Genomic DNA, 25,180 nt, shown 5'->3' with positions numbered 1-25,180 from the left:
TCCCTCATATATTTTCCAAAAGAAAGTATATGAGGGATTTTTATGCTACAGGAAGAATGTAAAGAAAAGATCCTGTCAGAAGAATACAGGGATTTTATGATGAGGGATACCGGTGCTCTTGGGAAAAACTTTCCTTTGGAAAACGGATGCCGGATACCGTTGAAATACGGTTTTGAGCTTTTTTATATTGACCAGAGTGAAGACAGAAAAAAGTCACTTGCCGATTATCCTTATACAATGGTTCCGAAGTGTTATACAACACTGGATATGGCAGCAATCCAGCAGGCGGGAATTGCTGCGGTTCAGAATATACCTGGTCTGGAACTGAGTGGTGAAGGAGTTCTGGTTGGGATCATTGATACTGGGATCAACTATCTGGATCCCATTTTCCGGAATCTGGATGGTTCGACCAGGATCCAGCGAATCTGGGATCAGGAAGAACAAAGTGGAACAGCGCCACGGGAAATCGGATATGGAAGTGAATATACGAAGGAACAAATCAATCAGGCAATCCTAAGTGAGAATCCCAAGGAAACCGTTCCGTCATTTGATACGGACGGACATGGCACTTTTGTTGCAAGTGTGGCATGCGGAGGGGCAAATCCGGAGAATTTGTTTATCGGGGCAGCGCCGGAGGCAGAGATGGTGATCGTGAAGCTGAAAGAGGCAAAAGAATATTTACGGGAGTACTATTTTGTAGACCGGGATGCCGGATGCTATCAGGAAAATGATCTGGTAGCGGCGGTTTTTTATCTGCAGAAGGTACAAGAAGAGCTGAAAAGACCATTGGTGATCTGTCTGGCAGTTGGAACAAGCTTTGGAGGACATGGAGGATATTCAATCCTGTCAGAGTATCTGCAAAATGTAGCGGCGAGCGAAGGAATCGGGATTGTGACCGGAAGTGGCAACGAGGCAGATAAAAGGCATCATTATCTGGGAATTCTGGAACAGGAAAATAATCTGCCGGTCGAGATTAATGTAGGGAATAATACCAGAGGTTTTGTGATGGAACTATGGACAGAACTTCCGAATCTTCTGGCTCTTTCTATTGCATCTCCAACAGGACAGACAGTAGGACCGATCTCGCTCAAACGGGGAATAGGAGAGTATGTGTTTGTATTCGAGCAGACCAGGGTAATATTTAATTACCGGGTTCTGGTAGAGACGACCGGGGCGCAGCTGGCATTTTTTCAGTTTGAAAGACCGGGAAGCGGAATCTGGAAGATTATACCGGAAACACTGGAGCTGGGGAATGGAATCTTTCATATCTGGCTTCCAATGGAAGAGTTTCTGACGGGAAATGTCTATTTTATCCGTGCAAATCCGGAATATACGGTGATGGAACCAGGGGATACCGGGGCGGTGGTCTGTGCAGCGTACTATAATGGAAAGGAAAATAGCATTGCAGTCAGTTCGGGAAGAGGTTATACTAGAGATAACAGAATCAAACCGGATTTTGCTGCGCCGGGGATCAATGTGACAGGGATCAATTTAAGGGGGCAGTTTGTTGCAAGATCTGGTTCCAGTATAGCAGTTGGGATCACTTCCGGAGCACTGGCACTTTTTATGGAGTGGCTGGATAGGCATGGAGTGAATCTGGATGCATCACAGATGAAGAATCTGCTGATATTGGGAGCTTCACGGAAGACAGACATGAATTATCCGAACCAGGAATGGGGATATGGAGCATTGAACCTTTACCGTACTTTTGAGCAGATCAGGCGGTTCTGAAAAATACGCAGATGCGAAAGGGGAAAAAGTAAATGAGTGATTTTTTTGATACAATAGGAAAGCGGATTTCAGATACCGTGGATGATCTTGGAAAGAAGGCAGGAGATACGATCGATATCCAGAAAAAGAAAAATGAGATCTATGGTCTGAAGCGAGACAGCGAGCGGGATATGACAGAGATCGGACGATTGGTATATGAGCGTTTCAAACAGGGGGAAGTGGTAGATACCGATTTTATCGCACTCTGCGAAGCAATCGAAAAGCGTGAAGAACAGACAGAGGTATGCGAGCAGGAAATCGCGCGCATCAAAGGAGAATAATTATGGAAATCCTGAGCATTTTAACCGGAGCTTTTGTTGCCGGGGTCGATCTTGGAATTAAAAAATATACTGAAGAAAATGTAAGAGACGGGGAAGAACGCCGGATTTGGAAAGGAAAAGGAATCTACCGCAAAGTCCACAACAAAGGTCTGATGATGAATCATCTGGATTCCAGACCAAAGCTGGTAAAAGGCATGTCGGCGGCAGCACTTGGAATCCTGTTTTTCTGGGAGCACCTTCTTTGGAAAGAACCGGGACGCAAACTGGCAAAGCTTGGAACATCGCTGATGCTGGGCGGAGCAGTTGGTAATACTTATGACCGTTTCAAAAGAGGTTATGTGGTCGATTATCTGTCTCTGAAAACAAAGAACAGGAAACTCTCGGATATCACTTTTAATCTCTCGGATCTGGCTCTTTTTGCAGGAGCGATCCTGACGGTATGGAGTTCTTTATTTGGAAAAAAGAGATAAAAATGATTCAATGTATCTGAAAAAATACTTGACTGTTTTTAAAGAGTTGAGGTATTATAAACCTTGCTGATATGGCGTTGTCTGGCATATGCCATATAGAAAAAAGAATAGAATCTCGGTTATATTGGAAACGATACATTCCTCCGGAATGATGAACGAACAACACATTTTCTGTTACGCTTATTATGAAGGAGGATATTTTTATGCCAAAAAACAAATTTCAAGACGTTATTTTCACAATTATCATGGTGTTCGTGATGGTTTATACCATGATCTGTTACAACATTGCTCTCAACGTAGGAGGAATGAACAACCAGGTATTTTTAAATGCATTCCACGAGCTGGTCATTATGGGACCAATTGCATTCATCCTTGATTTTTTCCTGATCGGACCATTTGCAAAGAAAAAAGCATTTTCCATTGTTAATCTGGAAAGAGATAATAACTTTCACCTGGTGATCGCCATTTCCGTAGTATCCATCATCGGAATGTGTCCACTTATGAGCCTTGCAGCAACCCTGCTCTTCAAGAATGCGGGAACCCAGTTCATATCCGTCTGGTTCCAGACCACAGCAATCAACTTCCCGATGGCATTCTTCTGGCAGCTCTGCTTCGCCGGTCCACTGGTAAGAAAGATTTTCACATTATTATTCCCAGAAAAAGAAACATCCAAAATCGCTGATGGTCAGGAAGCCTAATTGAGGTAAAGTGTAAATCCATTTGAAAATATAAAACAATGATTTACGGCTCCAGTTCAACACCCAGTCAAAGAAGTAAAACTCAGTCAACAACGTAAATAAAAAATAATCCCTGGTAGATGCGTCTTTGCACGATGGAAACGAGACTTAATCAATTGTGGAAGCCATTGCTGACACAATTGATGCTTTGAAAGGCTCGTTGGAATGGTTCGTGCAACTTAGCAGCTACCAGGGATTATTTTTTATGCCCTCTTGCGACTACCCCTCAAGTTCTTTCAACACTTTCCTAAACTGAAACGTAAACAAAACCGTCGTGAAGGATACAGCCAGGAAGTCTGCAATCGGTTCAGCCATATACACTGCATTGGTCTTGTTACCGGTCAGAATATGCGGCAGCAGATAGATTAGTGGCAGCAACAGGATAAATTTACGTGTAACAGCGACAGCAATCGAAGCCTTTGCTTTTCCGAATGATGTAAATGCCATCTGGCATGCGATCTGGATTCCGAAAAGCAGCAGGCAGGCACAGTAAATCCGGAGTGCTGATTTAGTAAAACCAAGCAGTGCAGAATCGGAAGTAAACATTTCTGCAAACACCTGAGGGAAGAGCATAATAAATGCCCACAGAATTGTGGAATAACAGAGGCTTGCTGTTAAAAGAAGCCTGAAAGCTTTTTTTACACGATCTCTGTTTTTTGCACCGTAATTATAGCTCAGGACTGGTTGTGCACCCTGTCCAAGACCCTGCAGTGGCAGCATTGCGAACTGCATGACACTGGTAAGGATCGTCATGGCACCAACTGCGATATCTCCTCCATATTTCAGCAGAGAAGAGTTGAAACATACAGAGATGATACTCTCACTAGCCTGCATGATAAATGTGGCAAGCCCGAGAGCGACACAAGGAAGAATAATCTCCGGTTTCAGGATGAGATTCTTTTTCCGGATGTGCAGGATCGTCTTTTTTCCGCAAAGGAAAGAAAGAACCCAGATGCAGGAGACTGCCTGTGACAGAATTGTGGCAAGCGCAGCACCTCTGACACCCAGATGGAATGCAAAGATAAACAGCGGATCCAGAACAATGTTCATCACTGCTCCGATCAGAACAGAGAGCATACCTGTTTTGGCAAAGCCCTGTGTGGTGATAAACATATTCATGCCAAGGGTAAGCTGGACGAAAATAGTGCCGACAGCGTAAATGTTCATATAATTTACAGCGTATTCAATTGTATTTTCACTGGCACCGAAGGCAAGAAGAAAAGTACGGTTACCAAACAGCAGGATGACTGTCAGGATTATAGAAATCAGAATCTGCAGGAAAAAGCAGTTACCCAGAATATGTTCTGCAGTATTAAGATCATTTTTTCCCATTGCAATCGAAGCATGCGGTGCACCACCGCCTCCAACCAGTGCGGCAAAAGCGGAAATGATCATAATCAGTGGCATACATACGCCGACTCCGGTAAGGGCAAGTGCCCCATTACCAGGAATGTGTCCGATGTAAATACGGTCAATAATGTTGTACAGCATATTGATGAGCTGTGCGGTGATCGTCGGAAGCGCCAGCCGGAACATCAGCTTTCCGACGGGTTCAGTACCCAGAAAATCTTTGTCTTTGTTCATGTCTAATAATCTCCTTTGTGATAAATAGTTGCTACGTTGGATGCCAGACGTTCATTCAGCGAGGCGAACATCTGGAATTCTTCTAATGAAAATCCGTCAAACAGATTGTGGTAAAAAGCAGACTGGAACGTGTCGATTGCTCCGGTAATATTTTCGCATGATGGCAGCAGGGAAAGATGCGTTTTCCTGCGATCCGTCTGGTCTGCTGTTTTTGAAAGAAGCCCCTTCTGACATAAAAGATCAACTGCCTGGGATACATTCCCTTTAGAGAGCATCCGTAGCTCGGCGATATCACCTGCGGTATCTTTTGTGGGGTTATTATGTAAGAAAGCAATGATCTTAGCCTCGATCAGCGAGAGATCATACTGGCGGCATAATTCTTTCAACTTCTGTTCATGCATTTTACCAATTCGCTGCATTAATACAAGCAGATATGTAATGTTCATCCATACACCTCCGTTTTTTAATAAAAAAGAATGTGCCTTGACACATTCTCGCGCCGAGCGCAGTCACTTGAAAAAAATGGTTCTAAAAAGAACCATTTAAATAATATCTTATATCAATTGAGATAAAATGTCAATAGAACGAAAATATGCAAGTTATTTGTTAAATATAAACGGTATAATTGTATACGAAAATACATTTTTTTACTTTAACATATTGACGTGGAGAAAATTTGCTGTTACAATAATAAACAATTTATAGACCATAGTTCAAGGAGGACATAAGTACATGCTTACAGGATTTAAAAACGCAGTAGAAGTTGATTTCACATTGGAAGAAAATAAAAAGAAAATAGAAGAAGCATTCAAACAGGCTCATGCAGAAGCAGGTGCTGTTTACCCGCTGATCATCGGTGGAAAAAAAGTTGAGACAGAAAAGAAGATCGCTTCTGTATCACCGGCTACAAAGGAAGTACTCGGATATGCATGCTCATGCAGCAAAGAACAGGCTGATGAGGCAATCAAGGCATCTTACGAAGCATTCAAAAAATGGAGCCTGACATCTGTAGAAGAAAGAGTACGTGTATTAAGAAGACTTGCAGCACTTCTGATCGAGAACCGTTTCATCATGGATGCATGGAATGTCCTTGAAAGTGGAAAGAACTGGGGAGAAGCTGACGGAGAACTTTGCGAACAGCTTGACTTTATCAATTCTTATGTAATGCATATCCAGAATCTGGAAAAAGGAAAAGAGCTGGTTCCTACAGATGAACTTACAAAATGCGTTTACATCCCGCTCGGTGTAGGTGTGGCTGTTTCTCCATGGAACTTTCCACTCTCACTGTTTGGTGGAATGATCGTATCTGCAGTTGTTACCGGTAACACGATCTGCTGCAAACCATCTTCAGACGCTCCGATCGTTGCATACAAATTCGTAGAACTCTGCCAGAAAGCCGGTATTCCGGCTGACGTAGTAAGTTACATTCCTGGATCAGGATCAGAGATTGGTGACTTCATCGTAGAACATCCGCTTACAAGATTTGTAAACTTCACAGGATCAAAAGCAGTTGGATGCAGAATCAATGAACATGCAGCCAAGATCGCTGACGGACAGAGATGGATCAAACGTGTTGTGGCTGAGATGGGTGGAAAGAATGCAATTATCGTAGATTCAACAGCAGACATCAAGAAAGCAGCAAATGGAGTTGCAAGCTCTGCATTTACATTCCAGGGACAGAAATGCTCTGCATGCTCAAGAGCAATTGTTCTGGCAGATGTATATGATGAGTTTGTAGATGAAGTTGTAAAATGCGCAGCAGAACTGAAGGCGAACCAGGGATCGGGCGAAAGCAATGCAGCGATGGGACCGGTTATCAACCAGGGCGCTTATAACAGCATTACCAATTACATCGAGATCGGACGTAAAGAAGGAAATGTTGTATTCGGTGGTACATACAGTGACGCAGAAGGATATTATATTGATCCTACTGTAATCCGCGATATCAAGAGAGATGCAAGAATTGCCAATGAAGAAATCTTTGGACCAGTCCTTGCTGTTATCAAAGTAGATTCTTTTGATGAAGCACTTGATGTAGCAAACCAGACAGAATATGGTCTGACAGGATCTGTATACAGTGAGACACGTGAAAATATCCAGAGAGCAAAAGTAGAATTCCAGGTAGGTAACTTATACTTTAACAGAAAATCTACAGCAGCAGTTGTACTTCAGCATCCATTTGGTGGATTTAACATGTCCGGAACAGATGCGAAGACTGGTACAGCAGATTATCTGACAAACTTCATGAACCTTAAATCAATCACAGAAGATCTGAATTCATAGGAAGAGCCGGACTTAAAAAGGACAGGGAATCAGAGTGTGTATAAAAGCGAAGTATTGGCTTGGCAGATTATAGAAAAACCGGAGGCTTGTGTAAAAAGACACATGAGCCTCCGGTTTTTATTATCAGAAATTCTATTTTTGATGCAAAGTGTCCAACAAGTGATACGGATGATTTGCTTAGCTGTCTGAAAAAGCTGACCGCAATTTACTCATCTTTAAATCCTTCACCCACTACATCATTCGATTCCATGATTACAAGGAAGGACTTTGGATCAATCGTTTTGATCAGCTTGCGGATTCCGTACATCTGCTTATTGTTGCAGGCGCACATTATGATGTGCTTATCATCTTTGGAATAACTTCCCATACCATTTAAAATTGTAGAGCCGCGTCCGAGAACCTCATCGATTTTAAAGCAGATTTCAGTGCTGTGCTCGGGATCGGTTACGATCAGGGCAAGCTTTCCTTCATCAATTCCGTACATAACTTTATCCATAACAAGAGAGAGCAGATAGCTGACGATCAGACCGTAGATCAGACTGTCCACGTCACGGGATACAATTACGGTTCCGAGGATCACAATTACTGCATCCAGTGCAAATGCAATATTTCCAAGGGAAAGGTGAGGGTTCAGTGCTTTGATCGACATCATGATAAAGTCAGAGCCGCCGGTTGAAGAATCACGCATATAGATCATTGCATAACCAAGTCCGGAAAGGACACCGCAGCAGATGGCAGAAAGAAGTCTGTCACCCTGATAAACCGGGAACAGCGGTGCGATCACGTCCATGATTATGGAAGTAATAATGATCGTCCGGACTGAATTCAGGAAAAATCTGCGTCCCAGAAGCCGAAAACAACAGATGGCGATCGGGATGTTAAGGATCAAGGCAACAGTACCGATCGGCAGTCCAAACAACTGGTAAAAGATCAGGGCGATTCCGTTTACCCCTACCATCGGAAATTTTGCGGCGGCAGCAAAATTATAGACACCGACAGCGATCAGGATTCCTCCGATAATGTCAGTTGCGATATCTTTTGTAAGTTCCAAAGCTTTGTTCTGATTCATGATAATAACCTCCTTGATGTTGATGGAATGTGATTTATAAAAAGCAAAGGCTTGCCAGAAAGACCAAAAAAAACACCTGCTAATTATATCTGGATATAATCGCAAATGCTCTTCATTTCTTTAGTATACGCGCCATAGGATAAGGATGTCAACGGTTGTTTAGGTTGTATTCGTAAAATAAATTTGTTATGATAATGAACAGAAAAAGTTGCAAATTACAGTGATAAAGTGAGGAACAGATTATGAAAATAGTTTTTTTGGATGTAAAAACAATTGGAGAAGATATTGATCTTTCTGGATTTGACAGGTTAGGTGAAGTCGTAAAATACGATTTTTCTACATCAGAAGAAGTACCGGAAAGAGTTCAGGATGCAGATGTGATTATTTTAAATAAAGTACAGGTCAATGAACAGACGATTGGAAAAGCAGAGAATTTAAAGCTGGTATGTGTGACGGCAACGGGGACCAACAATTTGGATAAAGAATATCTGGAAAAAAGAGGAGTTGCATGGAGAAATGTAGCTGGCTATTCGACAGAAACGGTGGCACAGCACACTTTTGCAATGCTTCTCTATCTGCTGGAAAAGATACGTTATTACGATGATTATGTAAAAGAAGAGCGTTACATCAATGATACAATATTTACGCATTTTGCAGAGCATTTTACGGAGATCAGTGGCAAAACGTGGGGGATCATAGGTCTGGGAACAATTGGACGGAGAGTTGCGGATATCGCAAAAGCATTTGGAGCACAGATTATTTATTACTCTGCATCAGGGCGTTCGGCGCAGGAAGGTTACGAACAGGTAGATCTGGATACATTGCTTGCAAAATCTGACATTATATCCATTCATGCACCGTTAAATGAACATACAGAGGGCTTAATGGATAAAGCAGCATTTGCAAAAATGAAAAAAACCTGTATTTTCCTGAATCTCGGACGTGGTCCGATCGTAATCGAGCAGGATCTGTATGAGGCACTGGAAAATGACGAGATAGCTGCAGCCGGACTTGACGTACTTTGTCAGGAGCCGATGAGTGAGACGAATCCGCTGCGAAAAATAAAAGACAGCAAAAAACTGCTGATTACACCACATGTAGCATGGGCGAGTGTAGAAGCAAGGACAAAGCTGATGGGGATAATACTGGGACAGATAAAAGAATATTTTCAAATTTAAGAAACCGGAGTTGTCGCATAGATTTTAGTGATATGCGTCAACTCCGGTTTTGCTTAAAATATTTGTTTACTTGTTAAATCGGATTAAAGACGAAATACAACCCTTTACATCTCCGCGTATAATTTCACAAGCTCAACTGCGATATCCACAGCCTTGTCCATTCCCTCTGCCGTGATGTGTTCATATGGTCCATGGAATGCATGTCCCCCTGTTCCAAGGTTCGGGCAAGGAAGTCCCATAAAGCTGAGCTGGCATCCGTCTGTGCCGCCACGGATCGGAAGCACAAGCGGTGCAACACCCGCATTTTCACAGGCTTTCTTTGCATTCTCAATCAGATGCATGCATCCGGCAATAATCTCAGCCATATTCTGGTACTGGTCAGTAATCATAAGCTTCACAGTGCCTTCTCCCCATTTTTCATTGAGATTTTTTTCGATATGGCGAAGAGTTTCTTTTCTGGCTTCAAACAGATTCTTGTCATGATCTCTTACAATATAATGAAGCTCTGCTTTTGCCACATCTCCACTCATACCGGTCAGATGGTAGAATCCTTCATAATCCTCCGTTTCACGCGGGATTTCAAGTCCTGGGAGCATGTTATTGATTTCAGCAGCAACCAGGCACGCATTGATCATCGTATCCTTGCTGGAACCCGGATGCACAGCAAAGCCGGTAATTTCAAAATCTGCCTTGCATGCATTGAAGTTTTCATACTGAATTTCTCCTTCGGTATCGCCATCCAGAGTGTAGGCAAACTGTGCACCAAATTTTTCCACATTAAAATGATCAGTTCCACCACCGACTTCTTCATCTGGTGTAAAAGCGATTGAGACCGGTCCATGAGGAATATTTTCTTTGATCAGTGCTTCGGCCATGGTCATGATCTCGGCAACTCCGGCTTTATCATCGGCACCAAGAACAGTTGTACCGTCTGTTGTGATCAGGGTGCGTCCGGCAAGAGATGGAAGATGCGGGAAAACTTTTACGGTAAGGGTACGTCCACTTGTGCCAAGCGGCAGATCACCGCCATCGTAGTTCTTGTGTACGACCGGGATGATGTCATGGTCACAGTAATCGGAAACGGTATCCATGTGTGCGATAAATCCGATAGATGGTTTATTCTCATATCCCGGTGTGGCAGGAATCTTTCCATATACATAGCAGAATTCATCCAGACTTACGTCAGAAATCCCGAGGGCAGTCATCTCATCTGCCAGAATACGTGCCAGGTCGAACTGACACTGGGAAGAAGGAGAAGTCGTACTGTGTTCATCACTTGGAGTACGGACTACTACATAATTTAAAAGTCGTTCATATGCTCTCATAATCAAACCTCTTTTCATTAACATTTCTTATCCGAGTATAGCATTTTGCAGGTGAATATGCAATTGTGGCAGCAGGTTCTCTTTTGGGTGTGGCATTGCATAAAGGAACTTCTTTTCCGGTCGGAAAGGTAGAGTTTATGGATCTTTATCCATTGACATTTCAGGAATTTTTGTGCGCATTAGGAGAGGAACGCTTCGTAAATATTCTTCAGGGAACGGATACCGATATGGTGACAACATTCAAATCTAAATATATAGACCGATTACGCGAATATTATTATGTAGGTGGCATGCCGGAAGTAGTACAGACGTATGTAGAAACGAAGGATTTTAATCAGGTCAGAGAGATACAGAAGAACCTGTTGAATTATTATCAACAGGATTTTTCAAAACACGCCGAGACTTCATTGGTTCCAAGACTGAATCTTGTATGGAATTCGATTCCGATGCAGCTGGCGAAGAAAAATAAAAAATATATCTATGGACAGGTGAGAAAAGGATCAAGGGCAAAAGATTTTGAGCTGGCAATACAATGGCTTTTAGACTGTGGACTGATTCATAAGGTACAAAGAGCAGGGAAGAACTTCGATTATTCCGTTGGAAGTGAAAGCGGAGGAAAATTTGAGGGCAAAAAGCCTGAAAGCGTTCTGTGAAAAATATAAGCCTAAATATGCCGTAAGAACGTCAATGTCAGATTACCGGGAACAGGAATGGATGACAAATATTCCTTTGTATAATATCGACAGGATCAAAGAATATCTGGAACAATAAAAAGCTGAAAATATGAAAAATTATGGAAATCTATAAGGACTGAAAAATAAAAAATTGCACAAAACAAAGAAAAAAGTTTGAAAAACAGCAAAAATATTGATCAAAAAAGATGCGATTTTGGTTAATCTTGATAATCCATGAGTGTTATAATACAGCTGTAACAAGGAAATAGGTACTTTACCAGAAGTCAGTGATTGGAGGAAAAGATAAATGAATACTTTAAAAGCTGAAAAAAGAAACATGCAGACAAAAGCCAAAAAACTCAGAAGAGAAGGTTATGTAACCGGCAATGTATTCGGACGTGAGATTGAAGGCTCCATTCCGGTACAGATGACACAGAAAGAAGCGGAAAAGTTCCTGAAAGCTAATGGCAAAGGAAGCCAGATCATGTTGGATTTGGACGGAGAGCAGATGGATGTGCTGGTAAAAGAAGTCGATTATGATTCTATGGGTTCAAAAGTACTTGAAATAGATTTTCAGGCACTGGTAAGTGGAGAAATGGTACATTCTGTAGCAGAAGTTGTGATCCACAATCAGTCAAAGGTTGTCACAGGTGTTGTGGAGGAACTGCTTGATGAAATTGAATACAAAGCACTTCCATCTGCACTTGTTGAAAAAGTAATTGTTGATGTTGGAGATTTGAAGGTTGGAGAAACCATTAAAGTCAAAGACCTTGACATCGCAAAGGATAAAGATGTCAAACTGATCACAGATCCGGAAGCAGATGTAGCAGGTGTGGCTGCCGTTCATAATGATGTTCCGGAAACAGATGAGGAAGAAGCAGCAGTTGAATAAAAAGATTTTGTAAAAAAGGCGGACGCTTTGCAGAAAGAACTGCAAAGTGCCCGTTTTTTGCTTCATAGAAAATCCCGAAGGAACTTCCTATGAAACAAAAGGCACTGCGTGCCGGAGATGCACATTCTTTCTATTTAATGAAATTCCTAATCCCATTTTTCAGCAGGAAATCATAACGGAATATTTACATAAAATCAGGAATCTTTATACAATCTTTATACTAAAAATACTATCATTGATTTACAAAACAGGAGAGGAAAAACAGTGAGAGGAAGGAAAGGTTATGTTCGAGATTGAGAGTATTATTTTATTTACAGGGATCCTGAGCTTTCTGCTGATCGCCGGATTGCATCTGATGCGTGAACTCGACATTTTTCTGAAGAAGGATAAAAAAGAGAGAGAGGAAGAAAGATATAGAGGAGAAAGGAAACGAAACAAATGACAGTAATATATAAAAAGATGACACAGACACAGATGATTGTTGTCGGGTATTTGTTGTTGATCCTTTTGGGAAGTATTCTCTTAATGCTTCCGGTTTCATCAAGGGATGGAAATATGACATCTTTTGCAGATGCATTATTTACCTCGACATCCGCATCCTGTGTGACTGGGCTGGTTGTACAGGATACATATCTGCACTGGTCTTTTTTTGGACAGCTTATCATTTTGATCCTGATCCAGATCGGCGGTATGGGATTTATGACAATTGGTGTCTGTGTGGCGATTCTGTTAAGAAGAAAGATAGGGCTTAAAGTCCGTGGAATTTTGCAGGAGAGTATCAATAGTATTCAAATTGGTGGAATTGTAAAGCTTACGAAGAAGATTATAAAAGGAACACTTTTTTTTGAAAGCATTGGAGCTGTATTGCTGATGATCCGGTTTATTCCGGAATTCGGAATAGGAAGAGGAATCTGGTACGGGATCTTTCATTCTATATCAGCCTTTTGCAACGCCGGGTTTGACCTTATGGGAGAAAATGGTGCCTATCAGTCACTGATCAGATATTCGGATGACTGGCTGGTAAATACAGTGATCATGCTGCTGATTATAATCGGTGGAATCGGTTTTTTGGTGTGGGATGATCTGTCTGTGAAAAAATTTCAATGGAAAAAATATCATCTGCATACAAAGATTGTATTATCAACAACAGGTTTTCTGATTATAGGAGGAGCAGTTTTATTCCTGATACTGGAAAAAAATAATGTACTGGCAGGGATGCCTGTGAAAGAACAGATACTCTGTTCTTTATTTCACTCGGTGACAGCCAGAACGGCAGGATTTAATACAACCGATACAGGAGCGTTGACGGAAGGCAGTAAACTTGTTACTATGATTCTGATGTTCATAGGAGGAAGCCCGGGATCTACAGCAGGTGGAATTAAGACGACAACCGTAGTGGTTCTTATTGTATTTGTGCGTGCAAATCTGATGGAAGCAGCCGGTTGTAATGTATTTAACAGAAGACTGGATGAAACTGCGATCAGAAAGGCCAGTGTTGTAATGTGTACGAATTTGTTCCTTATACTAACAGGAACGATCTTCATGGAAATTATGCAGCCGTTTTCTTTGGCGGATGTGATGTTTGAAGTCTTTTCTGCAATGGGAACAGTGGGAATGTCTGCGGGAATCACAAGAGATGTATGCATGGCATCAAGAATGATGCTGGTATTTCTGATGTTTTGCGGAAGAATAGGAAGTCTGACATTTGCGCTTTCATTGAAAGGGCACAGACATGAAGCACCGATCCGGAAACCGGTAGAAGAAATTACGATAGGATAGAATAAGGAGTAGAAAAATGAAATCAGTATTGATTATTGGACTTGGAAGATTTGGCCATCATCTGTGTATGGATATGGCAAATCGGGGAAATGAGGTAATGGTCATCGATAAAGATGAAAAAAAGACACCGGATTTGTTGGAATACGCAACAGCAGTACGGGTAGGGGACTGTACAAATGAAGAAGTATTAAGAAGTCTTGGAGTAGGAAATTTCGATCTTTGCTTTGTGTGCATCGGATCAAATTTCCAGAGCAGTCTGGAGATAACAAGCCTGGTAAAAGAGCTTGGAGCTAAACATGTTGTCAGTAAGGCAAACAGGGATATCCATGCAAAATTCTTATTGAGAAATGGAGCGGATGAAGTTTTTTATCCGGATCGGGATATTGCAGAGCGACTGGCTGTAAAATACAGTGCAAATCATGTTTTTGACTATTTTGAACTCAGTAAGGATTATTCGATTTTTGAAATCCAGCCGAAGGCTGCATGGATCGGGCGGACGATAGAAGAAGCGGATATAAGGGCAAACTATCATATAACTGTATTTGGAATAAAGAAAAATACAGAGCTGGTGGTCCTTCCGAGAGCGGATTATGTGATGCATGAGAAGGATCATCTGCTTGTAGTAGGTCTTACAAAGGATATTGACCGTCTGCTTGCAAGTATAAAATGATGAATGATGGGGGAAAGAAAATGACAAAAAAGAGAGTAAAATATATGGTGCAGTCGATTGCGATCATGGCGGTTGCAACATTTTTGTCTTTTTTTCTCCAGAGTTATGGAATTCGAAAAGAAAATATTCTGATGATCTATATTGTGGGTGTACTGGTCATAACAGTTACAACTACCGGTTATCTGTATGGAATGATGGCTTCTGTATGCAGTGTGTTGCTGTTTAATTATTTTTTTACAGTGCCGGTGCATACATTTGCGATGACGGATCAGAATGATGTGGTACGTCTGGTATTTTTCCTTATCACAGGATTCATTTCTGCAAGTATTATGGTACGATTTCATAATCAGGTGCGTATTGCAGAGGAAACAAGGGCACAGATGGAAAGAGAAAAGCTGAAAAGCAATATGCTGAGAAGTATATCCCATGATTTCAGGACACCTTTGACCGGAATTATGGGAGCTGCAGGACTCTTAAAAGAGGCGGATGAGTTGGATGCCAGAGTCAGAAAGGAACTGGCAGGAGAGATACAGGAGCAGTCTGTATGGCTGATGCGCCTGATGGAAAATATTTTGAATATGACAAAGCTGGAAAGTGAAGAATTTGAGATCCGGAAAAACCAGGAAGTAGTGGATGATCTGATCTATGAAGCCGTATCACATATCATAGGACTCCGGGAAAAGAGGAGGTTTGAAATTAAACTTCCGTCGGAGCTGATTGTTGTAAATGTAGATGGAAAACTGATGGTCCAGGTGCTGGTCAATCTTCTGGATAATGCGATGAAGCATACAGGGGAAAATGGATGGATCTGTATAGAAGCCAGATATGATGCAGGGAAAGTGTGGATCAGTGTAGAAGATGACGGAGACGGGATTCAGGAAGATCTGAAAGAAAATATTTTTGACGAATTTGTTACAAGGTCAGACGAAAAAGGGGACAGACAAAGAGGAATCGGACTGGGATTGGCTATATGTAAAGCGGTAGTAAATGCACATGGTGGAAATATTTGTGCAGAGAACAGAAAAGAAGGCGGAGCAAGGTTCATGTTCTGGTTGGAGGCAAGGCAGGTAAGTACAGATGGCAGATAAGCATAAAATTTTAATTGTGGAAGACGATAAATATATTATTAACTTTATCTCGATGAGTCTTAAGAAAGAAGACTATGATTATGTGATTGCGAAGACATGTGGAGAAGCAAATGCACTGTTCTATGCAAACAGACCAGATATGATCATTCTGGATCTTGGACTTCCGGATGGTGACGGGATTGAGATTATAAAAAATGTAAGAGAAATCTCGAAGATACCGATCATTGTGGTCAGTGCAAGACAGGAAGAGGAAGAAAAAATACAGGCACTGGATCTGGGGGCAGATGATTATGTGACAAAACCGTTTTATATGGGCGAACTGCTGGCCAGAATCCGTGTGGCGCTCAGAAAGAGTAACCAGATTCCGGAGGAAAAGAAAGAAAAAATCTTTCAGTGTGATTATCTGAAAGTGGACTGGGAAAAACATCAGGTATCGATAGATGGGAAAGCAGTTCATCTGACTCCGATGGAATATAAAATTTTGAAACTATTGATCGACAACAGGGGAAAGGTACTGACACATAATTATATTCTCGGTCAGATCTGGGGCAGTGCACAGGGAGTAGAAGCAGCCAACCTGAGGGTATTTATGGCAGCACTGCGAAGGAAGATAGAAAAGGATCCCGGAAATTGCAGATTTATTCTGACAGAAATCGGAGTAGGGTACCGGTTTAGAGAGGCTACGGAATAAAACAATTTGCAGACGATGAAATTAGTTAGAAAAAACGAATGTTATTCTTGAATGACTACCTACAGGACTGATATGATAATGATATAAATTATCAATAAATGGTTTTGCCAAAGGAGACAGATAGAGGAATGACATTAAAAGAATTACAAGTCGGAAAGACAGCTACGATTCTTTCCGTAGGAGGAAATGGTGCACTCAGGCAGCATTTTCTGGATATGGGATTGATCCAGGGAACAGAAGTAACGATTGTAAAGTATGCGCCGATGGGGGATCCGGTTGAGATCAGGATCCATGGTTATGAACTTACGATCCGTCTGGAGGATGCCGGACAGATTGAAATTACGCCGGCCCATGAGCCACATTATAAGAAGAAGGAAGGCAGACAACCGTTAGGAGATGCACAGCATCCGGGGTATGGAGAAGCAGGCATTTTTCATGAGAAGAAAACAGAGCATCCGTTACCGGAGAATACGACACTTACGTTTGCATTGGTTGGAAATCAGAATTGTGGAAAAACAACGCTGTTCAACCAGCTGACCGGATCGAATCAGCATGTGGGAAATTTCCCAGGTGTTACGGTTGACAGAAAAGACGGTGTGATCAAGGAACATCCCAATACCCGTATTACCGATCTTCCGGGAATTTATTCTATGTCTCCGTATAGCAGTGAGGAAATTGTTACAAGAGAATTTCTGCTTCAGGATAAACCGAAAGGAATCATCAATATTGTAGATGCAACCAATATTGAACGGAATATGTATCTGACGATGCAGCTTATGGAACTTGAGATCCCAATGGTTGTTGCGCTGAATATGATGGATGAGATGCGTGTGAACGGAGGTTCTGTGCGTGTGAATGAGCTGGAAGCATTTCTCGGAGTACCGGTTGTACCAATCTCGGCAGCAAAGGGAGAAGGAATTGCCGAACTGGTAGAACATGCACTGCATGTCGCAAAATATCAGGAAGCACCGGAGGAAGTGGATTTTTGCTCTGCTGAAGGTCAGGAAAGTGCGGTTCACAGATGCATTCATGCGATCATGCATCTGATTGAAGATCATGCAAAGGAAGCAGGGATCCCGGTCAGATTTGCAGCAAGTAAACTGGCAGAGAATGATGAGCTTGTCCTGGAAAAATTAAAGCTGAGCCAGAATGAAAAGGAACTTCTGGAACATATCAATCTGCAGATGGAAGAAGAATGCAAGGTAGACCGTTCATCGGCAGTAGCGGGAATGCGTTTTAACTATATCCAGCGTGCCTGTGAAGATACGGTCTTAAAGCCACATGAGAGCAGGGAGCGGGTGCGAAGCAGGAAGATTGATCAGATTCTGACAGGAAAATATACCGGGATTCCGGCATTTATCGCAATTATGGGACTGGTATTCTGGCTCACATTTAATGTGATTGGAGCATTTTTGCAGGATCTTCTGCAACAGGGAATTGACCAGGTGATTGTAGCCTGCAGTCAGGCACTGGATGCGGCAGGAGTCAATGGCGTATTAAAGTCACTGATTGTAGATGGAATCTTTCAGGGGGTTGGAAGCGTGCTGAGTTTCCTGCCGATCATTGTTACACTGTTCTTTTTCCTTTCGATGCTGGAGGACAGTGGATATATGGCAAGGGTTGCGTTTATTATGGATAAACTTTTGCGAAAGATTGGTCTTTCCGGAAGAAGTATTGTACCGATGCTGATCGGATTTGGATGTACAGTACCGGGAGTTATGGCGAGCCGGACACTTTCTTCAGAGCGTGATCGTAAAATGACGATTATGCTGACTCCGTTTATGAGTTGTTCAGCAAAACTTCCGATCTATGCATTCTTTACAGCGGCGTTTTTCCCGGGGAAGGGTGCAATTGTAATGATTGGTCTCTATTTCTTCGGAATCCTGATGGGAATCCTTACTGCACTTGCAATGAAAGGGACGATGTTCAAAGGAGAACCTATTCCGTTTGTTATGGAGCTTCCGAATTATCGTATGCCGGGAGCAAAAAATGTTGGTCAGCTTCTCTGGGAAAAAGCAAAGGACTTCCTGCAGAGAGCATTTACCGTTATTTTTGGTGCAACGATCGTGATCTGGTTCCTGCAGAGCTTTGATCTGCATCTGAATATGGTGACAGATTCACAGACAAGTATCCTTGCAACGGTAGCAGGTATGATCGCACCTGTATTCATTCCACTTGGATTCGGTGATTGGAGAATATCAACGGCACTGATTTCCGGATTTATGGCAAAAGAGAGTGTCGTCTCCACTCTTTCGATTTTGTTTGGGTCAACAGCAGCACTGACAGCGGTGATAAATACAGCCGGTGCAGCAGCACTTTTGATTTTCTGTCTTTTGTATACACCGTGTGTGGCAGCGATTGCTTCTATTAAAAGAGAACTTGGTGGTAAATGGGCGATCGGTGTTGTGATCTTTCAGTGCGTGATTGCATGGGTTGCTGCATTTATTGTGCATGGAATTGTATGTTTGTTTTAAAACAAAAACTTCTGGAAACAGGAAAACTGCTTCCAGAAGTTTTTTATTGCAGATATTTTTTCAAGGCATCCAGATAAGTTGTCCCTAATCTGCTTAACATCCTTTTTTTATGTGTAATATACCCAATCCGCATATCACTTTCGTCAGCAAGAGGAACGGCAATGATATCTTTTCCATTCAACTTTTTGTCAATTACACCACTGCATACTGTGTAGCCATTTAGCCCGATCAGAAGATTAAATAAGGTGGCACGATCCCGTACACGGATATTTTTTTTGCGTTCAGATACAGAAAAGATTTCTTCTGAAAAATAAAAGGAATTGTGTTCACCCTGTTCAAAGGAAAGATATGGATAATCGTCCAGTTCTTCATTGGTGATTATTTTGTGATCGGCGAGAGGGTGACGTCTGCTGATAAATACATGTGGTTTTGCAACAAACAGATGATGAAAAATAAGCCCGTTGGATTTTAAAATTTTTTCCAGAACCGTTTCATTAAAATTATTTAAGAAAAGAATTCCAATCTCGCTGCGCATTTTTGCTACATCTTCGATGATTTCGTATGTCTGGGTTTCGCGGAGACTGAAATCATATTCATCCTGTCCGTAGGTTTTGATCAGATCGACAAAGGCATTGACAGCGAAAGAATAGTGTTGCGTGGATACACAGAATTTCTTTTTCCCGCCGGAAGTTCCTTTGTATTTATCTTCGAGAATAGCGGCCTGTTCCAGCACCTGTCTGGCGTATCCTAAGAAATCTTCGCCTTCTTTTGAAAGGATGATCCCTTTATTAGTCCGGAGAAAAATGGTAATCTTCATTTCTTTTTCCAGTTCACGGATTGCGTTTGTCAGGCTTGGCTGGGAAATATAAAGACGATTTGCGGCTTCGGTAATTGTTCCTGTTTCAGCAACAGTTACGACGTATTTTAATTGTTGAAGAGTCATATTTTTCACTTTCTATAAAGAATATTGTTTTTGGGTTTGGGATATCAGAAAAGTATCTGGAAAATGTATCTTAGCGAAAAATACTTCTGGCCAGATATCCTGGTAATATTGTAGCATGGAAGCAGGGAGCGTGAAACATTTTTTTGATATTGCTATAGTTTTAAACTATGGCAAACTGCATTTTTTTTGTATTTTTCAGATGCAGAATACTCTGCTATACTTTCAAACATAAAAGACAGACAGTACGAAAGAGAAAAGGAGAGTTATATTATGAGTAAAAATACACCATTTCGTTATGATTATGTAGGAAGTTTTTTAAGACCGGAAACACTGAAAAGAGCAAGAAGAGATTTTGAAGAAGGAAAGATTTCAAAAGAAGAACTGACAAAGGTTGAGGATGATGCAATTCTTGATCTGGTAGAGAAGCAGAAAAAAGCCGGATATCATGTGATCACAGACGGCGAGTTCAGAAGAGCAACCTGGCATCTTGATTTCATGTGGGGATTTAACGGGGTAGGACATGAGCCGACTAAGACCGGACTTCCGTTCCACGGTGAAGCTGCAATGATCGATGATACTTATTTGACTGGAAAAATTTTCGTAGATCAGCATCCATTTGTAGAACATTTTAAATTTGTAAAGGCACTGGAAGATGAAAATACAGTAGCAAAGCAGACGATTCCGGCACCGGCACAGTTCCTGGAACAGTTTATTATGCCGATGTCCCTTCCAAATACCAATCAGTATTATCCGGATGTGGAAGAACTGGCAGAAGATATTGCAAATGGATATAAGAAAGTTATTCGTGACCTGTATGATGCAGGCTGTAGAAACATTCAGTTGGATGACTGTTCATGGGGAATGTGTGTAGATCCACATGCTGCAGCAATTTTCGGAACGGACGAAGCAGGACTTCAGAAAATCATGGAACAGCTTCTTGCTATCAATAACCGTGCAATTGAGGGAGCGCCGGAGGATCTGGTGATCAACACTCATGTATGCCGTGGAAATTTCCATTCTACTTATGCAAGCAGTGGTGCATATGACCGTGTGGCAGAAGCTTTATTCGCCCGTGAAAATGTAAGTGCATATTATCTGGAATTTGATGATGCACGTTCTGGTGGATTTGAGCCGTTGAAGAGTGTAAGTGGTGATAAAAAAGTGGTTCTCGGTCTGATCACAACCAAGTCACCAAAGCTGGAAGATAAAGAAGACGTAATTAAGAGAATCCATGAAGCAGCGAAATATGTCCCGCTCGACAGACTGTATTTGAGTCCACAGTGTGGATTTGCTTCCTGTGAAATCGGAAATAAACTGACAGAAGAAGAACAGTGGAAGAAGCTTGCACTGGTAAAAGAAATCGCGGAAGAAGTCTGGGGCGAAGAAAAATAAGCCAGATATAAAAATTTAATAAATAAGATACATACAGCTCCTTTCAAATCGTGCTACAATAGAAGCAGATTTGAAAGGAGCTGAAAATTTATGAATGAAGTAATCAAAAATATGGAAGAACGCAGAAGTGTCCGTGGATACAAACCGGATATGATCAGAAAAGAGGATCTGGATACGATCATTGAGGCCGGAACTTATGCGGCAACGGGAATGGGAATGCAGTCACCGATCATCGTGGCAGTGACGGATAAAGCAACAAGAGATCAGCTTTCAGCAATGAATGCAAAAATTATGGGAACCGATACAGATCCGTTTTATGGTGCACCGGTAGTTCTTATTGTACTTGCAGATAAGGCAAGACCGACATATCTTTATGATGGAAGTCTTGTGATGGGAAATCTGATGAATGCAGCGCATTCGCTTGGAATCGGAAGCTGCTGGATCCACCGGGCAAAAGAAGAATTTGAATCCGAGGAAGGAAAGGCTCTTCTGAAAAAATGGGGAATCGAAGGAGACTATGAAGGAATCGGTCATTGCGTACTTGGATATGCGGCAGCAGAACTTCCTGCAGCAAAACCAAGAAAAGAAAATTATGTCTATTATGTAGAAGCATAGGAGTGTGACATATGGATTACGAAGGACAGATTTGCCGGGCCCCGATGGAAAGAAGCTCTTTCATGCTTCCGGTTATGGTTGGATGCTCATATAATCAGTGTAAATTCTGTAATTTATTCCGGCATCTGAAGTATCGGGAACTTCCGATGGAACAGATTGAAGCGGAACTAAAGAGAGTGCGGGAACTGCATGGGAAGCCGAAGAAGATCTTTCTGGGGGATGGTAATGCATTTGGTCTGAAGACAGAAAAATTGTATGAGATTCTGGATCTGATCGCATATTACTTCCCGGAATGTGAAGGGATTAATATGGATGCGACTGTTACGAGTATTTTACATAAAAGCCAGGAAGAGCTGGAAATGCTTGCCAGAAAAAAGGTAAAGCATCTGTATCTTGGAATCGAGAGCGGACTGGATGATGTGCTGAAATTTATGAAAAAAGATCATGATCTGGCACAGGCATATCAGGCAATCGACAGGCTTCATGAAGCAGGACTGATTTATGATGCACATATTATGACCGGAGTCGCAGGAAAAGGAAGAGGAATGGAAAATGCAGAAGCACTGGCGCAGTTCCTGAACAGGACCAATCCGGCGCATGTAGTGAATTTTTCCATGTTTCTGCATAAAGAAGTTCCGTTGTATCAAGATATACGGCAAGGTACTTTTGTTCCGGCAGATGAGCTGGAAACAATTCGGGAAGAATATCATCTGATCGAGAGGATCGCACCGGAAAAAGCAGGAGCAAATATTTTATATGATGGTTTTCATGACTTTATCCATGTGAGAGTCAGAGGACATCTTCCGGGTGATAAAGAAAAAATGCTTGCCAAATTAAATGGTATCATTCAGGAATATGAAGGAAAAGAACCGGTTTATTCCTTTGTACAGGGGGAATGCCCGGATCTGGAATACTGTGATGATGGTAAGGCAGTATGGGATATGGACCGGAAGACTTCATAGAATCCGCTGTACTATGAATCAGCAGAAATTGAGCGCGTCAGCAGGCGCGCTCTTGAACTTTGGAACAGAAAATATGTCATAAAAAATCCACTGTATCTGATCTTTCAGCTACAGTGGATTTTAATTTGATCCATCCATTGGATTATCCTCCTTATTCACTTCTTATCTATCTTAAACTATTATCTCAAATAGTTTTTTCTATGTAAATTTCAATAATTATTATGCCATTGGTCTGCACCTCTTGCTCTCATTGATTTGATATTGTATAAATTATCTTGCCATTGGTCTGTACCTCTTGCTTTCATCAGATTTATTCTGGTTTTAAATTATGTTCCTTTTGGTCCATACCTCTTACTTTCATTAGATTTGTTCTGGTTTTAAATTAAGTTTCCGGTGGTCTGTACCTCTTACTTTCATTAGATTTTGTTCTGGTTTTAAATTATGTTCCTTTTGGTCCGTACCTCTTACTTTCATTAGATTTGTCCGAGTTTTAAATTAAGTGTCCTTTGGTCCATACCTCTTACTTTCTTAGACTTTGGAGTTAAGATTAAGTTTCTGGTGGTCCGTCCTCCTTTTGTTTTGTTGATATTATAATATCTCATAAAATGCAAAATGTCAATAAAAATTCTGAAAAAAATAAAATAATTTTAAATATATGAAATAAATTAGGAATACAAATGAAAAATAGAAAAATATATAAGATAAACAAATAAATATACAGAAAAAAACAGAAGGCGCAGTCCGAATTTCGACTATAAGAAATGAAATGACGATGTGGATATGCGGAATCCGCAGATCATCGAGACGGTATGGGGAGTCGGATACCGGTTTAACCGGTTGTAAAAACGATTGGTGTTATATAATATCTTTACGGATAAAATCCCAATTGTAAGTTCATGGTTGGCATGATAAGATGATACCATGAATTTACAAAGGAGAAGACTATGAATTACTATACTGGATATGAATTACTGTGGCTCTTTTTTATTTATTCTTTTGGTGGCTGGGTATTGGAAACGATATCGGCAACTTTGAAACAGAGAAAGTTTGCTAACCGAGGTCTGGTAAATGGACCGTTCTGTGTTCTCTATGGTCTGACCGCAATTGCGATGACAGTGGGATTACAGGAACTTCGGGGAATCTGGCTATTTATCTTTGCAACGGTCTATGCAACAGTTGCAGAATGGGTCAGTGGACATCTGATCGAAAAAGCATTCAAGGCAAGATGGTGGGATTATTCAAATATCAAATGGAACCTGGATGGATATATTTGTCTTCCGGCTTCACTATTTTGGGGTGTGCTCGGTTATCTGGCAGTGAGATGGTGCAATGGGATCACGTTGATTTTATTACATATTCTGCCGAAGCTTCTGATGCATATTGTGCTGCTGACACTGATCGGTGTACTTTTTGTGGATATCTTTGGTTCCTTTATGCTTCTTACCGGAAAGAGTAAGAAGCCGGAGCGCTGGATCGCAACGGATGCCGGGATGGATAAGATCAGCACAAAAATTGCGGGAAAGATTGCCGGAAGTCTGGAAAAGCGTCTGAAAAAAGCATATCCAAAGGCAAGAAAAATTGAAGAGGAAATCCGGGAAGAGAACGAAGAAAAGGTATTTGCAAAAGGGTGCGGCTTTTATAAGATCGTGATGCTGTTTATGATCGGTGCTTTTCTGGGAGATATCACAGAAACGATTTTCTGTCGTGTGACGGCTGGAGTATGGATGAGCAGAAGCAGTGTGGTCTGGGGACCGTTCAGCATTGTCTGGGGGCTTGCAATTGCGCTTGTCACAGCACTTTTGTATAAATATAAGGATAAAGGGGATCGTTTTCTTTTCCTTACAGGAACATTGCTTGGTGGTGCTTATGAGTATTTCTGCAGTGTGTTTACGGAACTTGTATTTGGAAAAGTGTTCTGGGATTACAGTAAGATCCCGTTTAACCTGGGAGGTCGAATCAATCTGCTTTACTGCTTTTTCTGGGGAATTGCTGCGGTTGTGTGGTTTAAAATATTATTTCCACCTGTGGAAAAATGGATAGAAAAAATACCGGCAGTTGCAGGAAAGATTTTGACCTGGATTTTACTGGGATTTATGGTTTGCAACATTCTGGTATCCTGTGTGGCACTGGTAAGATATGATGAGAGAGGAAATGGTGTGCAGGCGACAAATGCCGTCCAGAAGTGGGCGGATGCACATTATGATGACGCAAAGATGAAGAAAATCTATCCAAATGCGAAGGGGATAAATTAGAAAAAAGCGGGAACATATTGACAAAATTCTATATGAAGAGTAAGATGCAGT

23 protein-coding genes are annotated in these 25,180 nt (G+C 41.5%); 18 read left to right on the top strand and 5 right to left on the bottom strand.

Features of this window, described 5'->3' with window-relative positions; genetic code table 11:
* The first annotated feature begins 42 nt into the window (after window positions 1-42).
* The 4 genes from PGY05_RS14320 (at window position 43) to PGY05_RS14305 (ending at window position 3,219) form a co-directional block, all read left to right on the top strand.
* Window positions 43-1,731 carry a S8 family peptidase gene (locus tag PGY05_RS14320; protein WP_022220856.1) on the top strand — a complete coding sequence of 563 codons (1,689 nt, stop codon included), beginning with the start codon at window positions 43-45 and terminating at the stop codon, window positions 1,729-1,731.
* Window positions 1,732-1,763: 32 nt separating this feature from the next.
* Window positions 1,764-2,051: a hypothetical protein gene (locus PGY05_RS14315; protein ID WP_022220857.1), complete on the top strand. Its 288-nt coding sequence runs from the start codon at window positions 1,764-1,766 to the stop codon at window positions 2,049-2,051.
* Window positions 2,052-2,053: 2 nt separating this feature from the next.
* Window positions 2,054-2,521 (top strand): signal peptidase II, encoded by a 468-nt coding sequence (locus tag PGY05_RS14310; RefSeq protein WP_173699709.1) that lies wholly within the window; start codon window positions 2,054-2,056, stop codon window positions 2,519-2,521.
* Window positions 2,522-2,724: 203 nt separating this feature from the next.
* Complete coding sequence (locus PGY05_RS14305; protein WP_117824172.1) at window positions 2,725-3,219, top strand: DUF2798 domain-containing protein; 495 nt, start codon at window positions 2,725-2,727, stop codon at window positions 3,217-3,219.
* A gap of 258 nt (window positions 3,220-3,477) precedes the next feature.
* Here the strand turns inward: PGY05_RS14305 and PGY05_RS14300 are convergent, their stop codons facing one another.
* Both PGY05_RS14300 and PGY05_RS14295 read right to left on the bottom strand, forming a co-directional pair.
* Window positions 3,478-4,842: an MATE family efflux transporter gene (locus PGY05_RS14300; RefSeq protein WP_022220860.1), complete on the bottom strand. Its 1,365-nt coding sequence runs from the start codon at window positions 4,840-4,842 to the stop codon at window positions 3,478-3,480.
* A 2-nt stretch (window positions 4,843-4,844) separates the two neighbouring features.
* The gene (locus tag PGY05_RS14295) at window positions 4,845-5,288 is read right to left on the bottom strand and encodes a MarR family winged helix-turn-helix transcriptional regulator (protein ID WP_270476188.1); all 444 of its coding nucleotides are present in this window, start codon (window positions 5,286-5,288) and stop codon (window positions 4,845-4,847) included.
* 286 nt (window positions 5,289-5,574) lie between these two features.
* Between PGY05_RS14295 and PGY05_RS14290 the strand changes: the two genes are divergently transcribed.
* Window positions 5,575-7,125, top strand: a complete 1,551-nt coding sequence (locus tag PGY05_RS14290) for an L-glutamate gamma-semialdehyde dehydrogenase (RefSeq protein WP_008374262.1) — start codon at window positions 5,575-5,577, stop codon at window positions 7,123-7,125.
* 205 nt (window positions 7,126-7,330) lie between these two features.
* On the opposite strand, the gene PGY05_RS14285 is transcribed toward PGY05_RS14290, so the two are convergent.
* Entirely contained in the window at window positions 7,331-8,194 is an 864-nt protein-coding gene (locus PGY05_RS14285; RefSeq protein WP_022220861.1) for a YitT family protein, read from the bottom strand.
* Between the two features lie 242 nt (window positions 8,195-8,436).
* On the opposite strand from PGY05_RS14285, the gene PGY05_RS14280 reads away from it, so the two are divergent.
* Window positions 8,437-9,372, top strand: coding sequence for a D-2-hydroxyacid dehydrogenase (locus tag PGY05_RS14280; RefSeq protein WP_055158404.1), 936 nt, complete (start codon window positions 8,437-8,439; stop codon window positions 9,370-9,372).
* Between the two features lie 104 nt (window positions 9,373-9,476).
* Here the strand turns inward: PGY05_RS14280 and pepT are convergent, their stop codons facing one another.
* Complete coding sequence (gene pepT / locus PGY05_RS14275; RefSeq protein WP_173686910.1) at window positions 9,477-10,697, bottom strand: peptidase T; 1,221 nt, start codon at window positions 10,695-10,697, stop codon at window positions 9,477-9,479.
* A 65-nt stretch (window positions 10,698-10,762) separates the two neighbouring features.
* On the opposite strand from pepT, the gene PGY05_RS14270 reads away from it, so the two are divergent.
* The 8 genes from PGY05_RS14270 (at window position 10,763) to feoB (ending at window position 18,965) form a co-directional block, all read left to right on the top strand.
* Window positions 10,763-11,350: an ATP-binding protein gene (locus PGY05_RS14270; protein WP_055261398.1), complete on the top strand. Its 588-nt coding sequence runs from the start codon at window positions 10,763-10,765 to the stop codon at window positions 11,348-11,350.
* A 328-nt stretch (window positions 11,351-11,678) separates the two neighbouring features.
* The gene (locus PGY05_RS14265) at window positions 11,679-12,263 is read left to right on the top strand and encodes a 50S ribosomal protein L25 (RefSeq protein WP_008374273.1); all 585 of its coding nucleotides are present in this window, start codon (window positions 11,679-11,681) and stop codon (window positions 12,261-12,263) included.
* 283 nt (window positions 12,264-12,546) lie between these two features.
* The gene (locus PGY05_RS14260) at window positions 12,547-12,705 is read left to right on the top strand and encodes a hypothetical protein (protein WP_008374277.1); all 159 of its coding nucleotides are present in this window, start codon (window positions 12,547-12,549) and stop codon (window positions 12,703-12,705) included.
* Entirely contained in the window at window positions 12,702-14,042 is a 1,341-nt protein-coding gene (locus tag PGY05_RS14255; RefSeq protein ID WP_055158398.1) for a TrkH family potassium uptake protein, read from the top strand. The genes PGY05_RS14260 and PGY05_RS14255 overlap by 4 nt, the downstream gene beginning before the upstream one ends.
* Before the next feature lie 16 nt (window positions 14,043-14,058).
* Window positions 14,059-14,712, top strand: a complete 654-nt coding sequence (locus PGY05_RS14250; protein WP_055158396.1) for a potassium channel family protein — start codon at window positions 14,059-14,061, stop codon at window positions 14,710-14,712.
* Window positions 14,713-14,732: 20 nt separating this feature from the next.
* Window positions 14,733-15,800 carry a sensor histidine kinase gene (locus tag PGY05_RS14245; RefSeq protein WP_242856267.1) on the top strand — a complete coding sequence of 356 codons (1,068 nt, stop codon included), beginning with the start codon at window positions 14,733-14,735 and terminating at the stop codon, window positions 15,798-15,800.
* Window positions 15,790-16,491 carry a response regulator gene (locus PGY05_RS14240; protein ID WP_173690322.1) on the top strand — a complete coding sequence of 234 codons (702 nt, stop codon included), beginning with the start codon at window positions 15,790-15,792 and terminating at the stop codon, window positions 16,489-16,491. Before PGY05_RS14245 ends, PGY05_RS14240 begins: the two co-directional genes overlap by 11 nt.
* 128 nt (window positions 16,492-16,619) lie before the next feature.
* Window positions 16,620-18,965, top strand: coding sequence for a ferrous iron transport protein B (gene feoB, locus PGY05_RS14235; RefSeq protein WP_270476187.1), 2,346 nt, complete (start codon window positions 16,620-16,622; stop codon window positions 18,963-18,965).
* A 43-nt stretch (window positions 18,966-19,008) separates the two neighbouring features.
* Here the strand turns inward: feoB and PGY05_RS14230 are convergent, their stop codons facing one another.
* Window positions 19,009-19,908: a LysR family transcriptional regulator gene (locus tag PGY05_RS14230; RefSeq protein ID WP_270476186.1), complete on the bottom strand. Its 900-nt coding sequence runs from the start codon at window positions 19,906-19,908 to the stop codon at window positions 19,009-19,011.
* A gap of 270 nt (window positions 19,909-20,178) precedes the next feature.
* Here PGY05_RS14230 and PGY05_RS14225 point away from each other — a divergent pair, with 270 nt between their 5' ends.
* The 4 genes from PGY05_RS14225 to PGY05_RS14210 all read left to right on the top strand — a co-directional run bounded on the left by PGY05_RS14225 (window position 20,179) and on the right by PGY05_RS14210 (window position 25,129).
* Complete coding sequence (locus tag PGY05_RS14225; RefSeq protein ID WP_270476185.1) at window positions 20,179-21,300, top strand: 5-methyltetrahydropteroyltriglutamate--homocysteine S-methyltransferase; 1,122 nt, start codon at window positions 20,179-20,181, stop codon at window positions 21,298-21,300.
* Between the two features lie 90 nt (window positions 21,301-21,390).
* A complete protein-coding gene (locus PGY05_RS14220) occupies window positions 21,391-21,915 on the top strand; it encodes a nitroreductase (protein ID WP_022220868.1) in 525 nt (174 codons plus the stop codon).
* An 11-nt stretch (window positions 21,916-21,926) separates the two neighbouring features.
* Window positions 21,927-22,877 carry a radical SAM protein gene (locus PGY05_RS14215; protein ID WP_055297537.1) on the top strand — a complete coding sequence of 317 codons (951 nt, stop codon included), beginning with the start codon at window positions 21,927-21,929 and terminating at the stop codon, window positions 22,875-22,877.
* A gap of 944 nt (window positions 22,878-23,821) precedes the next feature.
* On the top strand, window positions 23,822-25,129 hold the full coding sequence (locus PGY05_RS14210) for a putative ABC transporter permease (protein WP_270476184.1): 1,308 nt from the start codon (window positions 23,822-23,824) through the stop codon (window positions 25,127-25,129).
* The last annotated feature ends 51 nt before the right edge of the window (window positions 25,130-25,180 follow it).

This window comes from Coprococcus sp. AF51-11b1, from assembly GCF_027682785.1.
Classification (GTDB): domain Bacteria; phylum Bacillota; class Clostridia; order Lachnospirales; family Lachnospiraceae; genus Allocoprococcus; species Allocoprococcus comes.
The sequence above is the reverse complement of the archived record's forward strand: the minus strand, read 5'-3'. Positions and strand labels throughout refer to the sequence as shown.